Genomic DNA, 26,355 nt, shown 5'->3' with positions numbered 1-26,355 from the left:
CGAAGGAGCAAGTCATGTCGGGTGAATCCGAAGCCGCTGTTTCACGTGAAACACCCGCCGTCGACGTTTCACGTGAAACACGATCGGCATCGGAGTCCTACGGCTACTCCCCCATCACGTCGGACGACACCCCCATCGGTGCGGCGGCGCAGCGCGCGAGCCAGGTTCTGCACAAGAGCGGCGTCGCTCTGCCGCGCCCCCCGGTCCGGAGAGTGCTGACGATCGCCAACCAGAAGGGCGGCGTCGGCAAGACGACGACGGCGGTGAACATCGCCGCGGCACTCGCTGTGCAGGGACTGTCTGTTCTGGTCGTCGATCTGGATCCCCAGGGCAATGCGTCCACGGCTCTCGGCGCCGTCCACACGTCGGGCACCCCGTCCAGCTACGAGCTGCTCCTCGGTGAGATCACCGCCGTGGAGGCCATTCAACGCAGCCCGAAGAACGATCGCCTGATGTGCATCCCGGCGACGATCGATCTGGCAGGCGCCGAGATCGAGCTGGTCTCCATGGTGGCTCGCGAAGGTCGACTCAAGACTGCGTTGTCCAGCGCGGCGCTCAACGATCTGCAGATCGACTTCGTCCTCATCGACTGCCCGCCGTCGCTCGGACTCCTGACCGTCAACGCGATGGTCGCGGCAACGGAGGTGCTCATCCCCATCCAGTGCGAGTACTACGCACTGGAAGGCGTCGGTCAGCTGCTGCGCAACATCGAGTTGGTCCAGGCACACCTCAATCCGCGTCTGCACGTGTCCACCGTGATCCTCACGATGTACGACGGCCGAACCAAGCTCGCCGACCAGGTGGCCGACGAGGTGCGCAAGCACTTCGGTGATGCCGTACTCAAGTCGGTGATTCCTCGCAGCGTGAAGGTCTCCGAAGCTCCCGGATACGGAATGACCGTCTTGGACTACGACCCGGGTTCACGTGGCGCCATGTCCTATCTCGACGCGGGGCGTGAGATGGCAGCGCGGAGCGCGAGCATGAACGCAGCAACGGAGGGAACGGCATGAGTTCGACCAAGAAGGGCGGTCTCGGCCGCGGTCTGGCGGCTCTCATACCGACATCCCCCGGTCAGAGTTCCGGCCTGGGATCGGCGGCCGCGGACGTCGTCATCGGTGGCGAGTCCCGCACGGCGACGGCTCCGTCCCCCACTCCGCCGTCCATCGTGGAGGACGACCTCTCGCCCGCCGGCGCGGTCTATCGGGAGATCGCACCCAGCAAGATCGAACCGAATCCGAAGCAGCCGCGCTCGGTGTTCGAGCAGGAAGCGCTCGACGAACTGGTGCACTCGATCCGCGAGTTCGGCCTCATGCAGCCGATCGTGGTCCGCCAGATCGGCGACGATCGCTACCAGTTGGTCATGGGTGAGCGCCGATGGCGGGCGAGCCAGGAAGCCGGACTCGACGCGATTCCGGCGATCGTGCGCGAGACAGCCGACGACACGCTCCTCCGCGACGCGCTCCTCGAGAACATTCATCGGGTCCAGCTGAACCCACTCGAAGAGGCGGCTGCGTACCAGCAGCTCCTCGAGGAGTTCGACGTGACGCACGATCAGCTCGCTGCGCGGCTGGGTCGATCACGCCCCGTCATCACGAACATGATCAGGCTTCTACGGCTCCCCATTCCCGTACAGAGGCGCGTGGCGGCGGGCGTTCTGTCCGCCGGTCACGCTCGAGCACTGTTGTCGCTCGAGGCGGGCGCCGCGGCACAGGAGGAGTTGGCGGCACGCATCGTGGCCGAGGGCATGTCGGTGCGAGCCACCGAAGAGGCGGTGACTCTCGCGAATCGGGAGGACCCGGCTGCGCCGGCCCCGGCTCCGAAACGCAAGCCGATCCAGATGCCGGGTCTGCAGGACGTCGCGGAGCGGCTCTCCGAATCGTTCGACACCCGTGTCACCGTGAGCCTCGGCAAGCGTAAAGGCAAGATCGTGGTCGAGTTCGGCTCCGTGGACGACCTTCAGCGCATCGTGGAGATGATGGAACGCCAGAAGTCGTCGTGACCGCGTCGATCGCGGGTACGGCCACCCACGCTCTTTTCGTCACTGTGACGTAACTTCGCCATCGAAACCGAAAGTCAGTGCACTGCTTCGACTTTCGTCTGGCAGGCGACGTGGTGTCCTCGGGAGAGGCCTATCGCTTATCCTGAAGGGGCACACACAGTCGCGGAGGCTCGTCGCCGCCGCGAGTCGGGGTACGGAGGCTGAGTCAACGCGTGTCGATCGTCGTCTCCACACTCACCCTCGGCGGATTCGATGCGCTGCCGGCACACGACCGCCAGTGCGTCTTCTGGACCATGGATCCCGCGGCCCCCTCCACGGCAACTCTCGTCGACACCGAATTCGAGAAGGAAGCGTGGCTGTCGATGGTCATGCTCGAGTGGGGTCCGTGCGGACAGGTCGCCACCGATGTCGCGGGCGCCGATGTACCGGCGTCCTCCGACTCGGTGGGGTGCGCTCTGTACGCACCTCCCGGCGCCGTGCCCCGAGTCGCGCACTTCCCCACCGCACCGGTCAGCCCGGATGCAGTCCTGTTGACGTCGCTCTACTCACCGCTGTCCGCGGAGGACGGTGACGGAATTCGGGACACGCTCCTGCACGCAGTGGTGCGCGATCTCGTCAACCGTGGTGTGCGAGCTCTCGAGGCGTTCGGAGTCCGGCTCGAGGATAACGAGGTCGACGAACGCCGGTCCCTCATCGACACCCCACCGTGCGGGGAGGCGACCTGCATGATCGACGCCGACTTCCTCGAGAAGTACGGCTTCGAGGTCGTGGCTCCGCATCACCGGTTCCCGCGGCTCCGGTTGGAGCTCGATCGGGACCACGGGTGGAAGGAAGACGTGGAGGCTGCGCTCGAGCGGTTGCTGGAGGCTGCAGCACTCACCGTGGTGGAAGCCGATGCTCGCGTGCCCGTCGGGGCTCGCTGAGCGACGTCCGGCCGGCCGGACGGAGGAGTGTCAGGCGCCCTCGGCGACAGACAGCTCGTAGGCGAGCAGCTCGGCGAAGGTGAACGTTCCCGTCGGCTGATCGTCCTGGCCGAGGAGATACAGGCGCTTCACCGCGACGAGGACGGCCTCCGCGATGATGTCGCGCATCCGCGGATCGGCGAGCACCTCGACGTCCTCGTGGCTGGTGAGGTAACCCAGCTCGAGCTGCACGGTCGGCATGTTGGTCAGACGCAGCAGGTCCCACGTGCGACCGTGACTCCGGCAGTCCTGCAACGAGGTCCGTGCCACGATCTCACGCTGGATGTAGCTGGTGAGCACCTGACCGATGAGCGACGCGGAGCCGTGTGAATTGCCGAAGTGGAAGCTGGCCACACCGTGCGCCACCGGCGACGGGTAGCTGCTGCAGCGCAGCGAGATCATGAGGTCGGCGCCGATACCGTTGGCGGTCTCGGCACGCTCAGCCGTGCTGGGATCCGCGGACCGGGCACGCGACAGGTACGTCTCCATACCGGTCGCCGCCATGCGCCCCTCGAGCCGTCCGGCGAGATCCCACAGGATCGCCTCCTCGGTCAGCGGACCGTCGGGGGTCTGGACGACCATGCCGGAGTTCACGCCACCCAGTCCCGGGTCGATCACGATGCGCTTGCCCGTCAGCTGCGGTCCCGACCGACGGACGAGCTCCTCCTCGGAGATCGCGTGCGGCGATCCGCCGGTGACCCTGGTGCCGAGGAGGTCGAGGGCACGCAGGGTGGCGGGTCCACAGATGCCGTCGGACGACAGTCCGATCTCGCTCTGGAAGGACGACAGACCCTCGTGCGTCTCGCCACCGAAGTAGCCGTCGACCCGTCCGTTGTAGAACCCCAGGTCCTGCAGGCGACGCTGCAGGGTGGCGACGTCGTCGCCGTACAGCGGAGCGGAGAGCTGGTAGATCAGGGTGCGGGCGCCGAGTCGGAAGGATGCCTCCTTCACCGAGCGGTACGTGGCGGTGTCGACCTCGCCGGTGACCAGGAGACCGCGCTGCTGTTGGAACGCGCGGACGGCCTCGTCGAGAGCGGCGTCGAACAGGACGTCCGGCTCCGCCCAGGCAGTGTCGCCGTCCACCGCGGCCGAGGGAGGCAGGAAGCCGAGACCCGAGAGGATGTCCCGGACCTCCGCGACGGCTGGACCTCGATCGCCGTGGCGGAGTGGCTTCATACTGTCGTCGACCCTTCTTCGTGACCGGTCGCAACGGCGACCGGCGGTACACGTCCCCGGTGGGTGTTCCTGATGGACGATTGTCTCAGAAGATCATGCTCCTCCCACAATCGTCCCGGCCGCAGAACGCACACACGCCCGGCGTGTCATGCACAGGCCGGGCGTGTGGTGGTGCGGGAATGTCAGGTCAGGCGAGGACGCCGTCCAGGTCGCGCAGCAGCGCGGCCTTACCCTTGGCTCCGACGATGGTCTTCACGGGCTCACCGTTCTGGAACAGGATCATGGTGGGGATGGACATCACCTTGAAGTCACGCGCTGCCTGCGGATTCGCGTCGATGTCGAGCTTGGCGACGGTGATCTTGTCCGCGTGCTCTCCGGCGATCTCCTCGAGCACCGGTGCGACCATCTTGCACGGTCCGCACCACGTCGCCCAGAAGTCGACCAGGACGGGCTTCTCGCTCTGCAGGACCTCGGTGGCGAAGGTGTCGTCACTGATGGTGACGGTGTTCTTGTCGGTCATGTTCTCGTGCCTCTCGTGTGCCGGACGTAGCGGGATGGACGGTGCTCAGACACTCACGACGTCGACGTCGCGGTCGGCGTTCTCGAGCGTGTTCTCGGTGATGTCGCCCTGGTCGGCGAGCCAGCGCTCGGCGTCGATGGACGCGGCGCAGCCGGTACCGGCCGCGGTGATGGCCTGCTGGTAGACGTGATCCACCAGGTCGCCGGCCGCGAAGACACCGTCGATGGAGGTGGACGTGGTGGGCGCCTGAACCACCACGTAGCCCGCGTCGTCGAGCTCGACCTGTCCGCGGACGAGCTCGGAGCGGGGGTCGTGGCCGATGGCGACGAACACGCCGGTGACATCGAGGACGCGCTCCTCACCGGATCCCGTGTCACGGATCTTCAGACCCGTCACGCCGGACTCACCCTGCACCTCGACGACGTCGGCGTTGGTGACGAACGTGATCTTCTCGTTCTCCTTGGCGCGCTCGAGCATGATGCGCGACGCACGGAACTCCTCGCGGCGGTGCACGATGGTGACCGAGCGCGCGAAACGGGTGAGGAAGGTGGCCTCCTCCATGGCGGAGTCGCCACCACCGATGACGGCGATGTCCTGGTCGCGGAAGAAGAAGCCGTCGCATGTCGCACACGCGGAGACGCCGCGGCCGAGCAGCGTCTGCTCTCCGGGAACACCGAGGTAGCGTGCGGCGGCACCCATGGCCAGGATGATCGCGCGGGCACGGTACTCGGTGCCGTCGACGGTCACGGTCTTGACGTCACCGGTCAGTGACAGCTCCTCGACGTCCTCGGTGCGGATGTCGGCGCCGAAACGCATGGCCTGCTCGCGCATCTGCTCCATGAGGTCGGGGCCCATGATGCCGTCACGGAAGCCGGGGAAGTTCTCCACCTCGGTCGTGGTCATCAGCGCGCCGCCGAACTGGGTGCCCTCGAACACCAGGGGCTTCAGCTCCGCGCGAGCGGCGTACACCGCAGCGGTGTAGCCGGCGGGACCGGACCCGACGATGATCAGGTCGTGGATGTCCGAAGTAGTCATCTTCGCCTTCCGAGATCGTGTGTGGAACCAGGGTCGGCGCTCCAGCGCTCGCCCTCTGATGCCCTCAACACTAGGTCAGGAGACGTTGTTCCCTCACTCGAGGCAGGCGGCCCGAGGCGACGGCACCGGGCGTGTCAGCCGATCTCCGCGCGCGAGACCGTGTCCGGATCGTCCGGACCGCAGGAGTCGCCCACAGCGACCGCGACGAGCGAACCGGGCGTGGTCCCGGCCGTGACGAGAAGGGTCGCCTCGATGCCGTCCAGGGTGACCGGGCCGGATCCGACCACCGTGGCCGACGCCGGGATGCCGTTGGCCTCGAGGCAACCGGCCAGCACGGCGGCATCGACGAAGCGGCCTCGATCGACCGACCCGACGACGGACAACACCGTGCGGTCGTCGAGTGGCCGGGCGGAGGCGATCACCTGATCACCGCCCTCGACCGTCTCGATGGACGCGAGTGCCAGGCCCGCACCGGCCCCCACCAGCGCGACGATCGCCGCGGCCGCCGCGACGATCGGGATCCGAGTGCGTCGGCCCGAGCGTCGTGCCGCCAACTCGTCCCGCGGTACTCCGGTGAGTGCGCCCTGCAGTCGCGCGGCGACGTCGGGCGGCATCGTGACACCGGCGGTGAGATCGGCGCCCCGTGCGCGCACCATGTCGACGACGGCGTCCAGGTCGGCCAGACGGGCCGCTGCCTCGGGATCGGTCTCGACGCGCTCGCGGATGCGGGCGGCCTCGTCCTCCGGGAGCAGGCCCGCGTGCAGGTCGGCGAGGAGGTCGGGAGTGAGGGGAGCGCGGTCGGTCACGGACACGTCACCGCCTCGTCTGTCGCCATGACAGATTGGACGCCCGCGGAGGGTCCCCGGTTCCCCTCACTCGTCCGAGTTCTGCACACGGACGGAGGCGAGGACGACGGCGAGCTTCTGACGGCCCCGAGCGCAACGGCTCTTGATCGTGCCGACGGGAACCCCGAGCGCCGCGGCGGCATCGGCGACGGAGTACCCCTCCATGTCGACGGCGACGATCGCGGCGCGCTGGTCGGGAGGGAGTGAGAACAGTGCCTTCTCGACGACGAGGGAGAGATCGACGTCGGCGTAGCGGTCGAAGGGATCACGTGGCTCGCGGGTCTCCTCCCCGAGCGGCACGGTGGGTCGGACGCGATTGCGGCGGATGCGGTCGAGGCACGCGTTGACGACGATCCGGTGCAGCCAACTGCGGACGGCGGCGTCCGCACGGAACGAGGCGGCGGTGCGGTGCGCGGACAGCAGCGCCTCCTGGAGGGAGTCCGCCGCGTCCTCCGCGGAGTAGCTGGCCCTCCGTGCCGTGAGCCAGAGATGGTCCTGGTGGCGCCGTACGAGCACGGCGAAAGCCGTCGCGTCCCCCGCGATGTGCGCCGCGAGCAGCTCGCCGTCCGTGGCCTCACCACCCGCGACTCCCCCGATTTGTCGCACCCGCGGAGGCTAGCCCAGAAACGAACCGTCCGAGCTGGTCACGAAATCTGTTGTGACAGCGCACGACACGCGGCGATCAGGATGCTGCGGAGACCCCGATGTCCGCGATGGTGCTCTGGTTGCCGCCACCGGCTGTGCTGAGATCCGTGATCCAGAACAGCACGTACCGGACGGGTCCGTCGGGTGTGACGGCGATGTCGGTGAGGCCGTTGCCGAGCGTCGCGGACCCGATCACCTGGGTCTCGTCCAGGCTGGGTGTCGCGCTGGTGGCCGACCGGATCTCGACGACCGTGCCGGGCGACGGCGAGTTCACGTAGACGCTGGCGGGAGTGGTCTCCTGGTCGAGCGTCGCCATGATGCCGACGCCGGACTTGAGGGACGGGAACGGGTTGAAGTACGAGTCCGTCTCCCACACCGTCCCCGCGTCGTTGTCGGCCACGTTGTCGACGGTGCCCGGGTTGTCCGGGGTGCCCTGCGGTGAGAAGACGTCGACGGACGACAGAGCGACGGGCACGGTGGTCGGCGCGGGTGCCGCCTCTCCGGGCGCGGCCGGAGCCGACGCGGACGTCGTGAGCCCGAAGTTCTGCTCGGTGAGAGGTTCGTCGGAACCGCCGCCGGCGAACAGGTTGGCGAGCCACCAGCCGACGAGGCCGAGCACCACGACAGTGAGGACTCCGAGGCCCACCAACGCGGCGACCATGACGTTGGAGCGGTCCGCGGGCGGCTCGTCGTCGGGGTCGGCGAGTGCGTGACCGGTCGATCCGGGCGGCCGTTGACCCAGCCGCAGTGCGGGGATCATCTCGGTCTTCTCGTTGACCACCGCGGCCTGGCCGAGGATGTGCTGCACGGTGGCGGCGGTCCGGATGCCGCTGTTCTGCTCGAGGGCACGCACGGCGACGGCGGAGATCTCGAACGGTACGTCGGGGCGGATCTCGCGGGGCTCGACGGCCGCACCGGACGCCGTGCGATCGGCGATGCGCATCCCGCCGACGGTCGCGGGGCCCGACGGGTCGCCCAGGGGCCACCGCGCGGTGATCAGGGCGTAGAGCATCGCGCCCAGTCCGCGTACGTCGGAGCCGGGATCGGCATCACCGAAGGTGGCCGGGAACGCGAGAACGGCGTCACCCTTGATGCTGATGCGCACACGGTCCGGGTGGTCGATGGACAGTGCGCCGCCGCCGCGATGGGCGGCCTCGGCCGCAGCGGCCAGCGACTTGATGGCGTTGGCGGCGCCCAGGGGCGACGGTTCCGTGTCGGCCATCTCGCGCAGGGATCGTCCGCGAGTCCACTCCGCGACGACGATGCCGCCCGAGCTGCCGCGGACGACGTCGAGGACGCGGGCGAGGCCGGGCGAGTTGATCCGGCCCAGGCGTAGAGTCCGGGACAGCACGGCCTGCGGGCCGTCGGCGCGCTCGGGGGCGTCGCCGGTCGATCGTTGGTCGGCGTCGACGAACGTCAGGGCCACCTCGCGGTCGAGCTTGACGTCGTGGGCCTGCCAGAACTTGAGGCCGCGTGCGCCGCCGTGCGGTGCGAGAAGGCGGTAGCGCCCGCCGGCGACTGACGCGCCGGGGATGAGCTTCGGTCCGCGCAACGGTGTGCGGGGCGACTCGGCGACGGGGACGGCCGGGGGCAGCGTGGGCGATCCGACCGGCATGACACCGGTGTCGACGAGTCCGGACTCGGTCTCGTCGGCCGTGCGCTCGGTCTCGGTGACGTCGCCCTGGCCGGACACGTCGGGGCTCGACTCGATCGGATCCGTGGTGGACGCGTCGTGCTGCCGGTCGGTGTCCTCGGACGACCCGGTGGCGGCATCGGAGTCGGCGACGCGACGGTCGTCGGTGGACACGCCACCGGGCTGAGCGGCGTCCTCGGCCTCGGACGGCGTACGCCCCCGTGCACCCTCGTCGTCGGTCACTGACACTCCTTCGTCACTACTGGTCGTGAACGCGCCGGTGTACGCGGGGATGATCGTCGTCTCCGACTCGTCTCCGGTGTACATCGGCGCGCGGGAACCGCCGTGTGCTCGCGGGTCCACTCGCCTGTCAGGGTACGGGAGCCGACCCGCGCCGGTGGCCCGACCGAACCCCTCGGTCGGCCGACCCACCGGGGGCATGTCGGGGCCGCCGATCGCGGGGATCAACTCGGTCTCCGCGTACATCGGATCGGTTCCGACATGCGCTGTCGTCACAGGTCCGGACGTCACGGCCGGGGCGCGGCCGAGGCGACGCGCCACCGCGACGGTGATGGATTCGATTTCCGGGATCCGTGCCCGGTACAGGCACAGACCGGTGATCAGCAGCATGACTGCGCCGTCGAAAGCGACGCGGAGCAGCGCGCTCGGTCCGGTCAGACGGTCGAGCCCGAGGGCCGTGTCGGCCGCGAACACCGCGAGCATGCCGATCGCGGTGGAGATCAGCGTCGCCGCGACCGTGCGCCGGACTCCCGCGAGTCGTAGTTCGCCGAGGCTGCGACGCAGCAGCATCCATCCGATGATCGCCCCGGTGATGTAGCCGAGACCGTTGGCCGCGCCGAGCAACAGGACCACGGATCGATCCGACGTCGCCAGGAACGGCGTCAGGGCGGACAGCGCGATCTTGACGCCGGTGATGCCGAGAACGATCCACGTGGGCGTCCACGCCTGCTCGCGGGCGTAGAAGACGCGCAGGTGGATCAGGACGAGCGAGTAGGGAACGAGGGTGAAGGCCGACCAGCTGACGGCTTCACCGAGTCGCTCGGCGTCGGCTGCGCCGAAGTTGCCGTAGCCGTACAGAGCCTCGCCGACCTGCGGGCCGGCCACGGTGAGGAAGCCGATGACCGGGATGAGCGCGAGCATGGTCATCCGGGTGGCCACCGACAGGTCGTCGACAACGGCCGGGGTGTCCTTGGCGGCGGCGTTGCGGCTGAGCCGGGGCATGATCGCCGTCAGCACCGTCACGCCGAGCACGCCGTACGGCAGCTGCAGCAGGATCCAGGCCTGGTTGTAGATGAGCGGGCCGGCGGGGTCGACGTGCGAGGAGATGCGCGTCGCGAACACCATGCCGGCCTGACTGATGACGACGTAGAGCACGATCGCGACGGCCATGCCGCCGAACTGACGCAGCCTGTCGTCGAGCCCCCACAGCGGGCGCAGATCGATCTTGTTTCGCCGCAGCGCGGGCACCAGACTCAGGGCCTGGACCACGACGCCGACCGTGATGCCGACGCCCAGCACCAGCAGCTTCGGGTCGCTGATGCGCACCGGATCGAGAGAGATCTCGCCCGGTACGACGAGGTAGATCACCAGGACGGCGAGCACCACCAGGTTGTTGAGCACGGGTGCCCAGGCACCGGGCTTGAAGTTCTGCCGAGTGTTCAGGATCGCCGTGAACAGTGCGGAGAGGCCGTAGAACAGGATCGCGGGCAACAGCAGGAGAAGGAGTGCGGTGGTGAGGCCCGTGTTCACCTGGCCGTCCTCCGACAGGAAGACGTAGCGCGTGAGCAGTGGCGCCGCGGCCGTCGCCAGCACCGCCGCGAGGATCAGCATGGTCAGCGCAGCCGTGAAGAGCCTGCGCACGAAAGCACGGCCGTTGTCGGCGTCCTCGCTCTCCGCCCGCACCAGCACCGGCACGACGATGGCCGTCAGCACGGCACCGAGGACGAGCTCGGCGATCATGTTGGGGATGACACTCGCGACGGTGTACGACGTGGCGACGGTGGTGCCCAGCACCGTCACCAGCAGCAGTTGCTTGGCGAATCCGGTGATGCGGCTGATCAATGTCGCGAACGCGATCGCACCCGTCGCGGAGAGCAGGCGGGAGGAGCTGGAGCCGGACGCCGGCTGCGGTGACGCCGCGGCCGGGGGGATGCGGGTCGGGGCGGCAGGACGGACCGGGGGCGCGACGCTCGTGGGCACCATCATCGGATCCTGAGCCGCGTCGGAGCTGCGCTGCTGCGCCCCATCGGAGCTGCGCTGCTGCGCCCCATCGGAGCTGCGCTCCCAGGGCGCGCGAGGCGCCCGCGGTACGGCGTCCCGTCGCCCGTGAGGAATGCTCCCCGTCATCGAGAATCCTTACTGTTCGTCGGCGGGATCCGGTTGGCCCCGGAACCGGTGCCACAACCGTCGGCCCGCGAGCAGCAGCAGGAGCGCACCGGCGCCTGCTGTGATGATCGCCAAAGCACGACCGTACGCATTGGACCGCACGTTGACGGTCGCAGCCTGCCCGAGTCGCGTCCCGTCGGTGGTGCTCAGGGAGAACTCCACCACCATCTTGCGCGAATCGCTCACTCGAGCGGGGATCTGCAGAGAACGACTTCCCCGTGGGGGCAGCTGCTGCGGGCCGATGTTCTCGATCTGCATCGCGTCGGGCGCGTCGACCGCCAGGTCGACGGTGATGCCGATGGGCAGATCGTTCCGCGCGACCAACAGCAGCGGGCTGGCCTCCGAGGCGAGGGTGAAGACACCGCCGGGCGCGAGGATCGTCACGGATCCGTACAGCCGGTCCAAGCCGGCGGTGACGTCGGCGGCACGGCGGCGCGCGGCCTGATCCGACTCCCCGCGTTGCCCGCCTCGACGGTCCGACGTGGTCATCGCCCGCAGGAGATCCTCCCGCAGCGGAGCGACGTACAGCGCGGGCGAGATCGCGGCACGCGAATCGTCGATCAGCGCGGCCGCCAGCGCACCGATGCGGGCGTTCTGGGCAGCCACGACATCGCGGACATCGGCCGGTGCGCCGTCCTCCACGGCCGCGTCCGGGTAGTCCGACTCGGCCGCCTCCAGCGGAGGCGGGACCGCCAGCAGGTCGGACAGGGAGCGCGGCGTCGCGAGTCCGCTGCGGAACAGGCCCGCGATGGTGCCGAGCACCGCGGAGGCCTCGTCGCGGTCGGGAGTCCAGGTCTGTGGCGGCGCGACGGTGAGTGATCGTGGGCCGTCCGTGGCAGCGACCGTGTCCGGGGCGCCGGCGTTCAGCGCATCGAAGTGCAACGCGCCGAGCGCGTCCTGCAATCGGGCCGTGCGCGAGTCCTCGGCGACGTCGTACACCTGCTCACGCGGTGTCACGGACGGGGTCGTCGGGTGCTCGCCCACCGCGGACAGCGCGGTGGAGACCTCGGTGTCGTAGAGCGCGGCACGCAGCGGAGGGGTGCCCGCATCGGTCGCGAGGGTCACCGTGTCGGGCGTACTGACGGTCTGCACGGCGTCCTGTGCGAGCAGTGCGACCGTCCGGCCCGACGCCGCGACCATGGCCGCCCCCGCATCGTCGAGAGCACCCGCGTCCGGCCACAGGACGTCGCGGCGGGACGTGACTCCGAGGATCGAGTCGGCGACGTCCGCCGGAGTCGTGATCGCGGCAGAGGTCAGAACTGGGTCGGCCACGGCGGCGACGGCCGCGAGGTCGGTCTGGGCGAACGGCACCGCGGTGACACACATCGAGGACGCGAGGGTGCGGACGCGATCGAGCCACGACGCGGCGGCGACGGCGCCGCTGCCCTCGGAGGCAGGGCCGGTGGGATCGGCCGGGTCGTCGACCACGAGGTAACCCCGCGTCATGCTCGAGACGGTGACCAGCAGGTCGGGATCGACGGCGAGACACGTCGAGGACGCGAGTGCGCCCTCGGTGTCGACGGTCGGTCCGGTCGCGAACTCCAGTGCCGACACCAGTCCTTCGAGTCGACCGCCGGCGGAGAGCGAGGCGGCGAGGTCGTCGTCGTTCAGTCGCACCTCTTCGTCGACGGTGCCGGGCAGGCCCGCCGCCAGGTGTGGGCGGTCGGCCAGCGGCCAGAGCAGCGTCGTGGCGACGGGGCGTCCCGTGTCCGGTGGAAGCGGAACGGCATCGGGAGCGGCCGGATCGAGCACCGTGGTGTCCCGCGGCAGACCCGCGACGGGAAGCAGGAACGCGGCGTCGTCGAGCCGTGCCTCCTGCCCGTACTCGGGGTTGCCGTTGACGTTCACCATCATCGGATAGACACCCGGCCGATCCAGACCCAGTGACGGTCCGGTGGTCGAGCGCAGCGGCAGGGTCAGCTCGAACGGCAGCGTGTCGCCGCGTTGCAGCGCGGTGTCCGATCCGTCGCCGGTGAGCGACTCGAAGGGCCCGACCGTGTCGAAGCGGTCCTGATCCTCGGTGAGCGAGGTCCGGAGCTCGTCGGCCGTGCGTACCGCGGGTGCTCGCTGCAGCCGGACCGAGATGTCGCTGACCGCGCGGTCCCCGACGTTGGTCACCGTTCCCGTGACGGTGACGACCGGCGCACTGCTGGTGGAGACGGTGGTCGGCGTGACCTCGTCGACGGAGATCGACAGGAACGTGCCGTCGATCGAGGTGTCCGGTGGCGCCAGCGTGGCCGAGGGCGACGGTGTGCTCCGCGTCGTGGTGGGGTCGCTGGGCGGGGTGGAGGGTTGCGCTCCCGCGGGGACGGTCAGCCAGGCGAGCACGGCGAGGATCGCCATGACCACGGCGAGGCGCCGGGCCGTCGGTGCGGACCGGGTCATTCGGCGGCGGGAAGGTCGGAGACCGGTCGGGGGTTCTGCGTGTCGGCGGACTTCTCGCGCGCCATCGAGTCGATCATCTCGCCGGCTCGCTCGGCGAGCTTGCGCTCGTCGGCGTACGCGAGCCGGGAGTGCAGTTCGCTGAGCGGCACCCAGGCCACCTCGGTGACCTCGACGTCCTCGTCCGACAGTTCGCCGCCGAGGGATCGCAGCAGGTAGTGGTGGACGGTCTTGTGGACGCGTCGTCCCTCGGTCACGAACCAGTAGTCGATGCTTCCCAGGGGCGCGAGGACGGACCCGGTGATGCCGGTCTCCTCCTCCACCTCTCGCTCGGCCGTCTGCTCAGGCGTCTCGCCCTGCTCGATGTGACCCTTGGGCAGCGACCACAGCAGTCGGCCTCGTCGGTCAGTGCGACCGATGAGGGCGGCGCACTGGCCGTCGCGGGGTCCGTCGAGTCCGTCGACGACCAGGCCGCCGGCCGAGGTCTCCCGAACGGTGCGCAGTGTGGGTTTGTCGGCCCCTCGTGTTCCGGGGTCGGCGGCGGCACGAGGACGCCGTCGCACACCGCGACGTGTTCTCTTGGCTCGCTCGGCACCGGACACCCGATCGATACTAGTTCCGTCCGCCCTGCTCCCGGTGGGACGCACCGCGAAGTGCGCGCCTCGGTAGGGTGTGACGTCGTGCCTCCCCCGCCTGCCACCGATCCGGACCGCCGCGCACGGCTCCTCGCGTCGGGTGCCGTGGCCCTGCGCGCGCACGACGACATCCTCGGTCCACTGGGGTCGCTGTTCGCTGCGGCGGGCCACGAGTTGTACCTCGTCGGCGGGAGCGTCCGGGACGCTCTCCTGGGCCGCTTGAGCAGTGACCTCGACTTCACGACGAACGCTCTGCCCGAGCACGTGCAGGCGCTGCTGGCGGGCTGGGCCGACCATCAGTGGGACACCGGCATCGACTTCGGCACCGTCAGTGCGGTCAAGCACGGTCGGCAGATCGAGATCACGACGTTCCGGAGCGACAAATACGACCGGGTGTCCCGGAATCCGATCGTGCAGTACGGCTCGACGCTCGAGGACGACCTGGTCCGGCGCGATTTCACGCTCAACGCCATGGCCGTGCGGATCGGGCCGGACGGGGCCGGCGAGTTCGTCGATCCCCTGGGTGGCCTGGACGCGCTGCTCGAGGGAGTCCTTGACACGCCGACCACCCCGGAGGCGTCCTTCGACGACGATCCGCTCCGGATGCTGCGCGCTGCGCGGTTCGTCGCCCAGCTCGGCTTCACGATGCTGCCGCGGGTCCGCGCGGCGATCGAGAACATGGCGGAGCAGATCGACCGGATCACGGTCGAACGCGTCACCGCCGAGCTGGACAAGCTGATTCTCGGCGAGTTCGCCGTCGACGGCATCGACGCCCTGTGCGAGACGGGGATCGCGGCACGCATCCTCCCGGAGGTGCCGGCGATGACGCTCGAGATCGACGAGCATCACCAGCACAAGGACGTCTATCAGCACTCCCTCACGGTTCTGCAGCAGGCGATCGACCTCGAGGACGGCGATCCGGACCTGGTGCTCCGATGGGCGGCGCTGCTCCACGACATCGGCAAGCCCGACACCAAACGCAACGAGCCCGGCGGCGGGGTGAGCTTCCACCACCACGAGGTGGTGGGCGCCAAGATGGTGCGTCGCCGCCTGCGCGCACTGAAGTTCCCGAAGAAGCTGACCGATGACATCGCGCAGCTCGTCTTCCTTCATCTGCGTTTCCACGGCTACGGCAAGGGTCAGTGGACCGATTCGGCCGTGCGTCGTTACGTCACCGACGCCGGCGATCTGCTGCCCCGGCTGCACAAGCTGGTCCGCGCCGACTGCACCACCCGCAACAAGCGCCGTGCAGCGTCCCTGCAGGCGACGTACGACGATCTCGAGCGGCGTATCGCGGCACTCGCCGAGCAGGAGGACCTGGCCAGGGTGCGTCCGGATCTGGACGGCAACGCCATCATGGAACTGCTCGGCATTCCGGCCGGCCCGCAGGTGGGAGAGGCGTGGAAGTTCCTGAAGGAGCTTCGTCTCGACCGCGGGCCGCTCAGTCGTGAGGATGCGGAGAAGGAGCTCCTGGCGTGGTGGGCCGCGAGGTCCTGACGCCGATCCGGAGCGCGATCGCCGCTGCCGCCGCGTAGGCGACGACGCCGGCGACCACGCAGACGATGGCTGCGGACGTGTCGACCGCGGTCGACCCCGGACCGATCACGAGGGCCGCGCCCGCCACGGCGCCGACGAACGCCACGTTGAACACGGTGTCCTGTACTCCGAAGACGCGTCCGCGGGTGTCGTCGTCGATGTCCGTCTGCATGGCCGCGTCGGCGGTCAGCTTGACCGTCTGACCTGCGAACCCCAGGAGAAAGGCCGCGAGGATCAGCAGGTCCGGCACCAGCCCGACGACCAGGGTGGCCTGGGTGAGCGTGGCCAGGACCAGCGCACCGACCACTGTGCGCGTGCGGCCGAGGCGCGGCAGGAGAACGGGAGTGCCGAGTGCGGCGAGGAACATGCCCGCCGCGGCGGCACCCACCGTCAACCCGAAGCCCGCCACACCGCCGGGCAGGACGGACGAGCGCGCGCCCTCGCGCAGCACCAGCACCATCACGAGGGTGTCGATGCCGAAGGCGACACGGTGGGCACCCACTCCCACCAGCGCGGCGGCGACGGACGGGGTACGGCGCACCGCGACGAAGCCGGACACCCAGTCGGCGAGAACGCGGCGGGTCGGGGCGGACACCGAGGCGGCGCCGGGACCCAGCCGTCCGGAAGCGAAGCCGCGCGCGAGGAGAGTCGCCGCGACGGCACCCACGGCGGACACGGCCGTCGCGAGGGCCGTGGCCCGATCCGACGGCCCGACGAGTCCGAGCACCAGGACCGCCACCGACGCGCCGACGGCGGAGACGACTGCGCCGACGGTGACCAGGGCGGCGTTGGTCGCGACGAGCGATCGCACCGGAACGACGTGCGGTAGCGACGCGGACAGGCCTGCGAGGACGAACCGGCTCACTCCGACGACGGCGAGGGCCGTGATCAGGACGGCCGTCGTCGAGGCGCCCGCGACGAGTTGCCCGGTGGCGCAGAGGATGAGGAGCGACTTCACGATGCCTGCGCGGGCGAGCACGGTCGCTCGATCGACGCGGTCGAGGATCCGCGCGGCGAACGGGCCGATCAGCGAGTACGGCAACAAGAGCACCGCGAAGCCGGCGGCGATCGCAGCGGGATCACCACCGCGCTGTGGGTCGAAGAGAATCGCGCCTCCGAGGGCGGCCTGGAACATGCCGTCGCCGAACTGAGAGGCGACACGCAGCGCGACCAGACGAGGTGCTCCGGGCTCGTGTCGGACGGATCGCAGCGCGTCGACGGCGCCGGTCCGCTCCGTTCGGGTCACGCGGGTGACACTAACCGCCGCCTCGGCGCGTCATCTCTCGCACTGTCGAGGCTGCCGGTGCCATGATGAGGAGGTGGCACACGCAGAAGAACCGGAGGACCGGACCGCGTCGGCCGATCAGGTGGTGCGGCCGGGATCGCTGCTGGTCTCGTCCACGGAACTCGTCGAACCGACGTTCCGTCGCACCGTGGTCTACATCATCGAGCACAACGACGCCGGCAGCCTGGGCGTCGTCATCAATCGGCCGAGCGAGACCGCTGTGCACAACGTGCTCCCGCAGTGGTCGGATCTCGCGGCGTCCCCGAAAGCGCTCTACGTGGGCGGACCCGTCAAACGCGACTCCGCACTGTGTCTGGCCACGCTGCGGTCCGGCGTGGACGTCGACGACGTGCGGGGCATCCGTCGAGTGGACGGCCGTGTCGTGATGGTCGACCTGGACTCCGACCCGGCTGCGATCGCCCCGCTGGTGGAGGGCATGCGCATCTTCGCCGGCTACTCGGGATGGACGCTCGGACAGCTCGAGGGAGAACTCGAGCGGGACGACTGGATGGTGGTGTCCGCGCTGCCGTCCGACGTCGTGGGCCCGCCGCGCGTCGATCTGTGGGCGCAGGTGTTGCGCCGTCAGCCGCTGCCGCTGGCGATGCTGGCGACCCACCCGATCGACGTCGACCGGAACTGAGACCGAAGTTCTCGTCAGTGGGCGAAGTGCCGAGCGTGCGAGTGCCCGTCGCCGTCGGTGGAGAGCGACGCCAGGACGGCGTCGATCGCTTCGCACAGCATCCTACCCAGGTCTGCCGAGAAGCCCTCTCGCACAACGATTCTCAGGACCGAGACCGACTCGGCACGGGCCGGCATGGTGTACGCGGGAACCTGCCACCCGCGGGCGCGGAGTTCGTGAGAGACGTCGAAGACGGTGAAGCCGCAGTTCTCCCGCAGCGCGAATGCCACCACCGGGATGTCGGACCCGTCGGAGATGACGTCGACGTCGCCGTGCTCGCGCAGGTGGTCGGCGACGCGGGTCGCGGTCGAGCGCAGCGAGGTCATGACATCCGTGTAGCCGGCGCGGCCGAGGCGGAGGAAGTTGTAGTACTGACCGATCACCTGATTGCCCGGGCGTGAGAAGTTCAGGGTGAACGTCGGCATGTCACCGCCGAGGTAGTTGACGCGGAACACGAGGTCCTCGGGGAGGTCCTCCTTCTCGCGCCACACGACGAATCCCAGGCCGGGGTAGGTCAGTCCGTACTTGTGACCACTGGCGTTGACGGACTTCACGCGCGGCAACCGGAAGTCCCACACCAGATCCGGGTTCAGGAACGGGACCACGAAACCGCCGCTGGCACCGTCCACGTGGATGGGGACGTCCGGCCCGCCGGCCGCGGCGATCTCGTCGAGCACGGCCGAGATCTCCTCGACCGGTTCGAGTTCGCCGGTGAACGTGGTCCCGAGGATCGCGAGCACGCCGATGGTGTTCTCGTCGACGGCGTCGCGCACCTGGTCGGCCGTGACGACGTAGCGGCCCGGCTCCATGTCGAGGTACTTCGGCTCCACGTCGAAGTAGCGACAGAACTTCTCCCAGACTACCTGGACGTTCGTCCCCAACACGAGGTTGGGCCGACCGGTGTCCGCACCGGCCGCGGTCCGACGTGCGCGCCACCGCCATTTCAGTGCCAGACCGGCGAGCATGACGGCCTCGGACGAACCGATCGTCGAGACGCCCGTCGCGCTGGACGGATCGGTCGGGTCGAGCCCGGGCGCGTTCCAGAGATCCGCCACCATGTTGACGCACCGCTCCTCGATCGCCGCGGTGGCCGGGTACTCGTCCTTGTCGATCATGTTCTTGTCGAACGTCTCGGCCATCAGCTTCTCGGCCTCGGGCTCCATCCACGTGGTGACGAACGTGGCGAGGTTGAGGCGGGAACTGCCGTCGAGCATCAGCTCGTCGTGGATGAAGCGGTAGGTGACGTCGGGATCCATGCGGTCGTCCGGCAGTCGCAGCGCCGGAACGGGATCGTTGGCCAAGCGCCCGGTGTAGGCAGGAGAGATCGTTCCGTCGCGCGGGATTCTCGTCACGACGCCACGCTACTGCGGTGACCGGGGCGGTGCCTGTGAACTTCCGGTGTCATTCCAGAAGTGATGCGGCCACTCGCAGATCGGCGACGAGTGCGTCGAACGCGGCATCGCGTTCGTCGTCCGGCGCTCGGAGGACGGCCGACGGGTGCGCGGTGGCAACAGCTCTCGCCTCGCCCACCTCGAGGACGCGCCCCCGGTCGACACCGATCCGGAACGAGGTCCCCAGCATCGCCTGTGCCGCCGTCGCGCCGAGGAGGACCACGACGGACGGGTCGACGGCGCGGATCTCCGCCTCGAGCCACGGGTGACACGCGACGACCTCCGAGCGCAGCGGCTTCTTGTGGATGCGCCGCGGGCCGCGGTCGGCACGCGTGAATTTGAAGTGCTTGACCGCGTTGGTGACGTAGGTCAGCTCCCGGTCGATGTCCGCCTGCGCCAGAGCACGATTCAGGAGCGCACCCGCCGGGCCGACGAAGGGCTGTGCCCGTCGATCCTCCTGATCCCCCGGTTGCTCGCCGATGAGCATCATGCGAGCGGACGGGGTACCGGCTCCGAACACCGTGTTCTCCGCGGGCTCCCACAGGTCGCATCCCCGGCAACTGCGGGCGGCGTCGGCGAGAACGCGGAGATCGTCGGACTCGGGCACGAAGGTGCCTGCGCCGGGAAACTTCGGGGCCATGTCTTCGGTGGTACCCGCCACGGACCCGGTGACACCTGTTTGGCACCCCCCACGGCCGGGGCATGCCACGGCGATGACCGACCAGTACACGTTCACCGATCCCGTCACCCAGTACCGACAGGACGGGTACCCCGAGCAGCACCAGGATCCGCCGGGCCTCGCCGCGGAACTCGAGCCCAAGGCCGACCACGGTGAGGGCAGCTACCGCGGCACCGGCCGGCTGACCGGGCGCAAGGCACTGGTCACCGGTGCGGACAGCGGCATCGGCCGCGCCGTCGCCATCGCGCTGGCCCGCGAGGGCGCCGACGTCGTTCTCAACTACCTGCCGTCGGAGGAGAAGGACGCGCAGGAGGTGGCCGACCTGGTGCGCACCGCCGGGAGGACCGCGGTACTCGCTCCCGCCGACCTCACGGACGAGTCCGCGGCTCGCGGCATCGTGCGCACCACCGTCGAGAAGTTCGGTGGCATAGACCTTCTCGTGAACGTCGCCGGCAAGCAGCAGTACGTCGAGAAGCTCGAGGATCTGAGCCCGGAGCAGTTCGACGCCACGTTCAAGACCAACGTGTACGCGCTGTTCTGGATCATCCAGGAAGCGGTTCCGCACATGCCGGCAGGATCGACCATCGTCAACACCAGTTCGATCCAGGCGTACACGCCGTCACCGGGACTCGTGGACTACGCGACGACCAAGATGGCGATCAACACGATGAGCAAGGCGCTGGCGCAGCAACTCGCTCCTCGTGGGATCCGCGTCAACGTCGTTGCTCCCGGCCCGTTCTGGACGCCCCTGCAGGCGTCCGGTGGACAGCCCACGTCGGCGCTGCCCGAGTTCGGCCAGGAGACGCCGCTCGGTCGTGCGGGTCAGCCCGCCGAGTTGGCCGGTGCCTACGTGTACCTCTCGTCGGCCGAGTCCGGGTACGTCACCGGCGACACGCTGAACGTCAACGGCGGCATGCCGACGCCGTAGTCGCCCGATCGTGGACTTCCGGCCCCGCATTCCGGGGTCGGGAGTCCACGATCTCCGGAGCCCTCAGGCCTACCCTGGTGACATGACCGACTTCTCGTCCGACCAGGCCGCGTCGTTGCCCGATGCGGAGGTACTCGATCTCGTCGTCGCACTCACGAGTGCTCGCCCGGCGCTGCGGGCGGTGTACGACGCCGCGCTGGGCCTCACCCCGGAAGCGTCCGTCGATCCCGACATCGTGCCGCGCACGCCGTCGGTGACCGACATCCCCCAGGTTCCGACGGACCCGGGGTTCACCGACGCCGGAGTGCCCACCTTCGACGCGGTGCGCGAACGCATCGACGGGCGTTCGGGGCGCGCGGTGGGTTCCACCGAGCTGGACGCCGAGAGCGCGGTCGGACGCACCGAGGCGGAGAAGTTCGCCGAGCGGGAGCGGGCCGGCAAGGCGCGCCTCGACGAGATCAGGAAGTCGATGCAGCGTCCCTGATCGCCTCGCGCTCGTAGCGGCCCGCCAGGACTGCGCACACCACGAGTTGGATCTGGTGGAAGATCAGCAGGGGAAGCACGATCACTCCCACGGGTTGCCCGACGAAGAGCACGGAGGCGATCGCGATGCCGCTGGCCAGGCTCTTCTTCGAGCCACAGAACACCACGACGATGCGGTCGTCACGCGTCATGCGGAGCGCGCGCGCGATCCCGGCAGTCGCGGCGAGGACGATAACGAGCAGGGCGCCGCACAGGAGTACCACCGCCACGATCTGCCACGGCGTGGTGGCAGCCCAGACTCCGTCGACGCGCGACGCGCTGAACGCGGCGTAGACGATCAGGAGGATCGATCCGCGGTCGACGAGCAGCGTGGTGGACCGGTGCCGCGCCACCCGTCCTGCGAGCCATCGCCTCGCGCACTGTCCGGCCACGAACGGCAGCAGGAGTTGGAGCATGATGTCGACGATCGATCCGGCATCGATGCTCGCTCCGCCGGTCGTGCTCATCAGCAGGACCACCAGCAGCGGCGTCGCGAACACTCCGATGATGTTGGACAGCGACGCGCTGACGACGGCGCCGGCGACGTTGCCGCGGGCGATCGAGGTGAAGGCGATCGACGACTGGATCGTGGACGGAACGAGGCAGAGGTAGAGCATCCCGGTGTAGAGGTCGTCGGTCAGCAGCCCCGGCGCGAGCACCCGTACTCCGAGCCCGAGGACCGGGAACAGCAGGTACGTGCAGGCCAGAACGACCCCGTGCAGTCGCCAGTGCCGGACTCCGTCCATGGCGTCACGCGGAGACAGTCTGATTCCGTACAGGAAGAACAGCAGGGCGATGCCGATCGTGGTGACCCACGACAGGACGTCCGCTGCGGTGCCGGAGACCGGGAACACGGTGGCCGCGATGGCAGCAGCGAAGATCGCGAGGACGAAGCCGTCGAGCGCTCTGATGGTGCCTGTCAGGGAGAACGCCACGTCAGGACGGCTGGCACGCGTCCTTGAGGCTGCACGAGATGCAGCTGTGGCCGCATCCACCGGTCTCCTCGACCGGCACTGCGGCCGCGGCGCGGGTGCCCATGGCACCGCCGTACGCAGCGGTGACGAGCGCGGCGACGGTGGTCAGCACAGCGGCGACCACGCCGAAGATGCCGCCCGGCGCGAGAGTCGCCACTGCGCCGACCAGCAGGAAGACCGCGGCGGCGGCCGTCGTCGGGCCGGCGACTCGGTTGGCGACGGTGAACGTCTCGTCCGAGCGCATGCTCGCTTCCGTTCGGACTCCGGCGACGGAGTTGCGCTTCAAGCGGCCGGTCAGACCGAGGAACGCCACCGCGCCCAGCGCCACGGCGCCGACGAGGAGTACGAGCAGAAGGATCACGGACACGACAATCACGAGCACCACTTTACGGCGTCGTGGCCGGGCGTCCGCGTGCGGATCGTCACGCTTTACGCTGGTCGGGTGAGTGAACACGGCGACATCTCCCCCGACACGACCCCCGGCCACCGCTACACGGCGGATCTGGCGGGTTCCCTCGAGTCGCGCTGGCAGGAGCGGTGGGCCGCCGAGGGCACGTTCGACGCACCCAATCCGGTGGGCGAGCTCAGCACCGGCGATCCGGTTCCGACCGACAAGTTGTTCGTGCAGGACATGTTCCCGTACCCGTCCGGCAGCGGTCTGCACGTCGGCCACCCGCTCGGTTACATCGCGACGGACGTGTTCGCCCGCTACCACCGCATGCAGGGCCGCAACGTGCTGCACACGCTGGGTTACGACGCCTTCGGCCTGCCCGCCGAGCAGTACGCGGTGCAGACGGGCACGCACCCGCGCACCACCACCGAGGCGAACATCGCCAACATGCGCCGGCAGCTGGGGCGGCTGGGACTCGGTCACGACACCCGCCGCTCGCTCGCCACGACGGACGTCGACTTCTATCACTGGACGCAGTGGATCTTCCTGCAGATCTTCGATTCCTGGTACGACACCGAGGCCGGTAAAGCACGACGGATCGTCGAGCTCGAGGAGGAATTCACCTCCGGTGCTCGGACTCTGGACGACGGGCGTGCGTGGGCCGATCTCTCGGTCTCCGAGCGTCGCGACGTCATCGACGGTCATCGTCTGGTCTACCAGTCCAACTCGCTGGTCAACTGGTGCCCCGGTCTGGGCACCGTGCTGGCCAACGAGGAGGTCACCGCCGACGGTCGCAGCGACCGCGGCAATTTCCCGGTGTTCCGGAAGAACCTGCGCCAGTGGATGATGCGGATCACCGCGTACTCCGACCGGTTGATCGACGACCTGGATCTGCTGGATTGGCCGGACAAGGTCAAGACGATGCAGCGCAACTGGATCGGGCGCTCCCGCGGCGCCGAGGTGACGTTCGTCGCCGGTCTGCCGCACGGGTCCGGCACCGCCGACATCGACGTGTTCACCACCCGCCCCGACACGCTCTTCGGCGCCACCTACGTGGTGCTGGCACCCGAACACCCGCTGGTGGACGACATCACGGCGGCGGCATGGCCGACGGACACCGACGAGCGCTGGACGCACGGTGAGGGAACTCCCGTGCTCGCGGTCGGTGCTTACCGTCGTGCGATCGCAGCCAAGTCGGACCTCGAGCGCCAGGAGAACAAGGAGAAGACCGGTGTGTTCACCGGCGCCTTCGCCGTCAACCCCGTCAACGGCGCGTCGGTGCCGATCTTCATCGCCGACTACGTCCTGACCGGCTACGGCACCGGTGCCATCATGGCCGTCCCGGGTCACGACCAGCGTGACTGGGAGTTCGCCACGAAGTTCGGACTGCCTGTGGTGCAGGTGATCTCGGGTGGCGCTGTCGACGAGTCCGCGTGGACCGGCGACGGCGAGCTGATCAACTCCGATTTCCTGGACGGCCTCACCGTCGACGCGGCCAAGGCGCGTGTCATCGAGCACCTCGAGTCCGAGGGCCGCGGCAGGGGCACCATCCAGTACAAGCTGCGCGACTGGCTGTTCGCCCGTCAGCGGTACTGGGGCGAGCCCTTCCCGGTGGTGTACGACGCGGACGGCAAGGCGCACCCGTTGCCGGATTCTGCTCTGCCGGTGGAACTTCCGGAGGTGGAGGACTACGCACCCGTGTCGTTCGACCCGGACGACGCGAACAGTGAGCCGTCTCCCCCGTTGGCGAAGGCGACCGACTGGGTGAACGTCGAGCTCGACCTGGGCGACGGGCTGCAGACGTACACGCGCGACACCAATGTCATGCCGCAGTGGGCCGGTAGCTCGTGGTACCAGCTGCGCTACATCGATCCGACCAACTCCGAGCAGATGTGCGCTCCGGAGAACGAGGCGTACTGGATGGGACCGCGCCCCGACGTTCACGGCGAGAACGACCCCGGCGGCCTCGACCTCTACGTCGGCGGCGTGGAACACGCTGTGCTGCACCTGCTGTACGCGCGGTTCTGGCACAAGGTGCTGTTCGACCTGGGGCACGTCAGCTCGAAGGAGCCGTACCGCCGCCTGTACAACCAGGGGTACATCCAGGCGTACGCGTTCACCGACGCGCGCGGCGTCTACGTCGCGGCCGACGAGGTGGAGGAGCGCGACGGCGGGTACTTCCACGACGGGCAGCCCGTCACTCGTGAGTACGGGAAGATGGGCAAGTCCCTGAAGAACTCCGTCTCCCCCGACGAGATCTTCACCGAGTACGGCGCGGACACCCTGCGCATGTACGAGATGTCGATGGGTCCGCTGGACACGTCCCGGCCGTGGGCGACCAAGGACGTCGTCGGCGCGCACCGCTTCCTGCAGCGCGTCTGGCGTCTGGTGGTCGACGAGGAGACCGGCGCTGTCCGGACCACCGACGCGACGCCGAGCGACGCCACGCTGAAGGCACTCAACCGGACCGTCGAGGGTGTCGACGCGGACTACGCTGCGCTGCGCGACAACACGGCCGGCGCGAAACTCATCGAGTACACCAACCACCTCACGAAGGAGTACCCGCAGGGCGCACCTCGGGACGCCGTCGAGCCGTTGGTGCTGATGCTGGCTCCTCTCGCACCACACATCGCCGAGGAACTGTGGAACACGTTGGGACACAGCGAGTCACTGGCTCACGGTCCCTTCCCCACGGTCGACGAGAAGTGGCTCGTGGACGACACGGTGGACTACCCGATCCAGGTCAACGGCAAGGTGCGCAGTCGTATCACGGTGGCGGCCGACGCGTCCCGCGAGGACGTGCAGGCGGTGGCCCTGGCCGACGAGAAGATCGTCGCGCTTCTCGACGGCAAGGATCCGAAGAAGGTCATCGTCGTGCCGGGCAGAATGGTGAACATCGTTCTGTAGCTCGACCGACCTCACCACACCAGGTCGTCGGCTCCCTCGATCTCGCGCCATTCGACGGGCCGGACGCCGGGAACCAGGGCGAGGCGATCGGCCGCCGTCAGCTCGGCCATCGCCAGGCTGGTCGCAGCGGCGATGTCGGTGATCGGCACCTGATACGTGCGGTACGCCCCGAGCGGAGGGATGTCGCTCGCCAGGACGCCGCGTTCGAGAATGGGTGCCAGCGACTCCGACTGGTCGAGCACGTAGCCGGTCGCGGCGAGCACGTCGTTCTGCCACCAGGCCGCGATCTTGAAGAAGCGCCGCGGGATCGCGACACCGCGGTAGACGGGATCGTCCTCGGCGAACACGCAACCGCTGAAGACGGAGATCGTCTGCCCGTACGTCCGCGCGTGCTCGAGTACGTAGTCCTCGAGGCCGAGCCAGAGAGTCTTGGACTGGTTCAGCGTGGCCGTCTGCGGTCCGCACACCGTGTAGTGGAACGTGTCCTCGTTGGCCTGCTCGGCGACGTCACGCGAACCCCACACCGGGTCGCGTCGTCGTACGAGGTGCCCACGGTCGATGTCGTTGTTCGCGTACAGCTCCGGGCCCGCCTGCGCGGTCGCCGGCAGTCGCGGATCGAGGCGCCAGTCGTCGCCGCGGTCCACCTCCTGCAACGCGCCGCCGTCGATGTTCACCGCGGTCACGGCGGCGAGGCGCCGTTCGGTGTCCATCGACACGGAGAAGTGCGTGTAGGTCAGGACGGTCAGGTCCGGCCGGGCGGGGAGCGGCAGCGGGGTGGTGGACAGGAAGGTCTCGTCGTATCCCATGCCGTCATTCAGCCACGGT

The 26,355-nt window shown here is 69.1% G+C and carries 22 protein-coding genes; 8 read left to right on the top strand and 14 right to left on the bottom strand.

Annotation, left to right across the window (positions count from 1 at the left end; translation table 11 throughout):
- The first annotated feature begins 14 nt into the window (after positions 1-14).
- From HQ308_RS11720 to HQ308_RS11710, 3 genes are all read left to right on the top strand, one after another.
- On the top strand, positions 15-1,010 hold the full coding sequence (locus HQ308_RS11720) for a ParA family protein (protein WP_222646454.1): 996 nt from the start codon (positions 15-17) through the stop codon (positions 1,008-1,010).
- The gene (locus HQ308_RS11715) at positions 1,007-1,999 is read left to right on the top strand and encodes a ParB/RepB/Spo0J family partition protein (RefSeq protein WP_222632466.1); all 993 of its coding nucleotides are present in this window, start codon (positions 1,007-1,009) and stop codon (positions 1,997-1,999) included. The genes HQ308_RS11720 and HQ308_RS11715 overlap by 4 nt, the downstream gene beginning before the upstream one ends.
- A 212-nt stretch (positions 2,000-2,211) precedes the next feature.
- Complete coding sequence (locus HQ308_RS11710) at positions 2,212-2,922, top strand: GNAT family N-acetyltransferase (RefSeq protein ID WP_222646453.1); 711 nt, start codon at positions 2,212-2,214, stop codon at positions 2,920-2,922.
- Positions 2,923-2,952: 30 nt separating this feature from the next.
- Here HQ308_RS11710 and HQ308_RS11705 read toward each other — a convergent pair whose 3' ends face one another.
- The 8 genes from HQ308_RS11705 to HQ308_RS11670 all read right to left on the bottom strand — a co-directional run bounded on the left by HQ308_RS11705 (position 2,953) and on the right by HQ308_RS11670 (position 14,205).
- Positions 2,953-4,137 (bottom strand): N-acetylmuramoyl-L-alanine amidase, encoded by a 1,185-nt coding sequence (locus tag HQ308_RS11705; protein ID WP_222646452.1) that lies wholly within the window; start codon positions 4,135-4,137, stop codon positions 2,953-2,955.
- Positions 4,138-4,324: 187 nt separating this feature from the next.
- Positions 4,325-4,657 (bottom strand): thioredoxin, encoded by a 333-nt coding sequence (gene trxA, locus HQ308_RS11700; RefSeq protein ID WP_027505953.1) that lies wholly within the window; start codon positions 4,655-4,657, stop codon positions 4,325-4,327.
- 45 nt (positions 4,658-4,702) lie between these two features.
- Complete coding sequence (gene trxB, locus HQ308_RS11695) at positions 4,703-5,692, bottom strand: thioredoxin-disulfide reductase (RefSeq protein WP_056440853.1); 990 nt, start codon at positions 5,690-5,692, stop codon at positions 4,703-4,705.
- A 134-nt stretch (positions 5,693-5,826) separates the two neighbouring features.
- Positions 5,827-6,504, bottom strand: a complete 678-nt coding sequence (locus HQ308_RS11690) for a hypothetical protein (protein ID WP_222646451.1) — start codon at positions 6,502-6,504, stop codon at positions 5,827-5,829.
- 60 nt (positions 6,505-6,564) lie between these two features.
- On the bottom strand, positions 6,565-7,143 hold the full coding sequence (sigM, locus tag HQ308_RS11685; protein WP_056440861.1) for an RNA polymerase sigma factor SigM: 579 nt from the start codon (positions 7,141-7,143) through the stop codon (positions 6,565-6,567).
- 76 nt (positions 7,144-7,219) lie between these two features.
- Positions 7,220-11,041: a murein biosynthesis integral membrane protein MurJ gene (gene murJ, locus HQ308_RS11680; RefSeq protein WP_374198528.1), complete on the bottom strand. Its 3,822-nt coding sequence runs from the start codon at positions 11,039-11,041 to the stop codon at positions 7,220-7,222.
- A gap of 150 nt (positions 11,042-11,191) precedes the next feature.
- Positions 11,192-13,606 (bottom strand): DUF6049 family protein, encoded by a 2,415-nt coding sequence (locus HQ308_RS11675; protein WP_261775957.1) that lies wholly within the window; start codon positions 13,604-13,606, stop codon positions 11,192-11,194.
- A complete protein-coding gene (locus HQ308_RS11670; protein ID WP_222646449.1) occupies positions 13,603-14,205 on the bottom strand; it encodes an NUDIX hydrolase in 603 nt (200 codons plus the stop codon). The genes HQ308_RS11675 and HQ308_RS11670 overlap by 4 nt, the downstream gene beginning before the upstream one ends.
- A gap of 78 nt (positions 14,206-14,283) precedes the next feature.
- On the opposite strand from HQ308_RS11670, the gene HQ308_RS11665 reads away from it, so the two are divergent.
- Positions 14,284-15,735, top strand: a complete 1,452-nt coding sequence (locus tag HQ308_RS11665) for a CCA tRNA nucleotidyltransferase (protein ID WP_222629431.1) — start codon at positions 14,284-14,286, stop codon at positions 15,733-15,735.
- On the opposite strand, the gene HQ308_RS11660 is transcribed toward HQ308_RS11665, so the two are convergent.
- Positions 15,680-17,020, bottom strand: coding sequence for an MFS transporter (locus tag HQ308_RS11660; protein ID WP_308115759.1), 1,341 nt, complete (start codon positions 17,018-17,020; stop codon positions 15,680-15,682). The genes HQ308_RS11665 and HQ308_RS11660 overlap by 56 nt on opposite strands.
- A gap of 73 nt (positions 17,021-17,093) precedes the next feature.
- On the opposite strand from HQ308_RS11660, the gene HQ308_RS11655 reads away from it, so the two are divergent.
- Positions 17,094-17,699, top strand: a complete 606-nt coding sequence (locus tag HQ308_RS11655; RefSeq protein ID WP_027505973.1) for a YqgE/AlgH family protein — start codon at positions 17,094-17,096, stop codon at positions 17,697-17,699.
- 14 nt (positions 17,700-17,713) lie between these two features.
- On the opposite strand, the gene HQ308_RS11650 is transcribed toward HQ308_RS11655, so the two are convergent.
- Complete coding sequence (locus HQ308_RS11650) at positions 17,714-19,090, bottom strand: glutamate decarboxylase (protein WP_222632460.1); 1,377 nt, start codon at positions 19,088-19,090, stop codon at positions 17,714-17,716.
- 49 nt (positions 19,091-19,139) lie between these two features.
- The gene (locus tag HQ308_RS11645) at positions 19,140-19,769 is read right to left on the bottom strand and encodes a UdgX family uracil-DNA binding protein (RefSeq protein WP_027505975.1); all 630 of its coding nucleotides are present in this window, start codon (positions 19,767-19,769) and stop codon (positions 19,140-19,142) included.
- 73 nt (positions 19,770-19,842) lie between these two features.
- On the opposite strand from HQ308_RS11645, the gene HQ308_RS11640 reads away from it, so the two are divergent.
- Together HQ308_RS11640 and HQ308_RS11635 are read left to right on the top strand one after the other, a co-directional pair.
- The gene (locus tag HQ308_RS11640) at positions 19,843-20,736 is read left to right on the top strand and encodes a glucose 1-dehydrogenase (RefSeq protein WP_204869424.1); all 894 of its coding nucleotides are present in this window, start codon (positions 19,843-19,845) and stop codon (positions 20,734-20,736) included.
- An 82-nt stretch (positions 20,737-20,818) separates the two neighbouring features.
- Entirely contained in the window at positions 20,819-21,220 is a 402-nt protein-coding gene (locus HQ308_RS11635; RefSeq protein WP_027505977.1) for a hypothetical protein, read from the top strand.
- On the opposite strand, the gene HQ308_RS11630 is transcribed toward HQ308_RS11635, so the two are convergent.
- A complete protein-coding gene (locus HQ308_RS11630; RefSeq protein WP_308115758.1) occupies positions 21,195-22,193 on the bottom strand; it encodes a bile acid:sodium symporter family protein in 999 nt (332 codons plus the stop codon). The two genes, HQ308_RS11635 and HQ308_RS11630, sit on opposite strands and share 26 nt — an antisense overlap.
- 1 nt (position 22,194) lies before the next feature.
- Positions 22,195-22,608 (bottom strand): SdpI family protein, encoded by a 414-nt coding sequence (locus HQ308_RS11625; RefSeq protein WP_027505979.1) that lies wholly within the window; start codon positions 22,606-22,608, stop codon positions 22,195-22,197.
- 66 nt (positions 22,609-22,674) lie between these two features.
- Between HQ308_RS11625 and leuS the strand changes: the two genes are divergently transcribed.
- The gene (gene leuS / locus HQ308_RS11620; protein ID WP_222646448.1) at positions 22,675-25,530 is read left to right on the top strand and encodes a leucine--tRNA ligase; all 2,856 of its coding nucleotides are present in this window, start codon (positions 22,675-22,677) and stop codon (positions 25,528-25,530) included.
- 11 nt (positions 25,531-25,541) lie between these two features.
- On the opposite strand, the gene HQ308_RS11615 is transcribed toward leuS, so the two are convergent.
- The gene (locus HQ308_RS11615) at positions 25,542-26,336 is read right to left on the bottom strand and encodes a DNA/RNA non-specific endonuclease (RefSeq protein ID WP_222646447.1); all 795 of its coding nucleotides are present in this window, start codon (positions 26,334-26,336) and stop codon (positions 25,542-25,544) included.
- Positions 26,337-26,355: the final 19 nt, after the last annotated feature.

It is taken from the genome of Rhodococcus sp. BP-241 (assembly GCF_019836145.1).
In the GTDB taxonomy this organism is placed as follows: domain Bacteria; phylum Actinomycetota; class Actinomycetes; order Mycobacteriales; family Mycobacteriaceae; genus Rhodococcoides.
The sequence above is the reverse complement of the archived record's forward strand: the minus strand, read 5'-3'. Positions and strand labels throughout refer to the sequence as shown.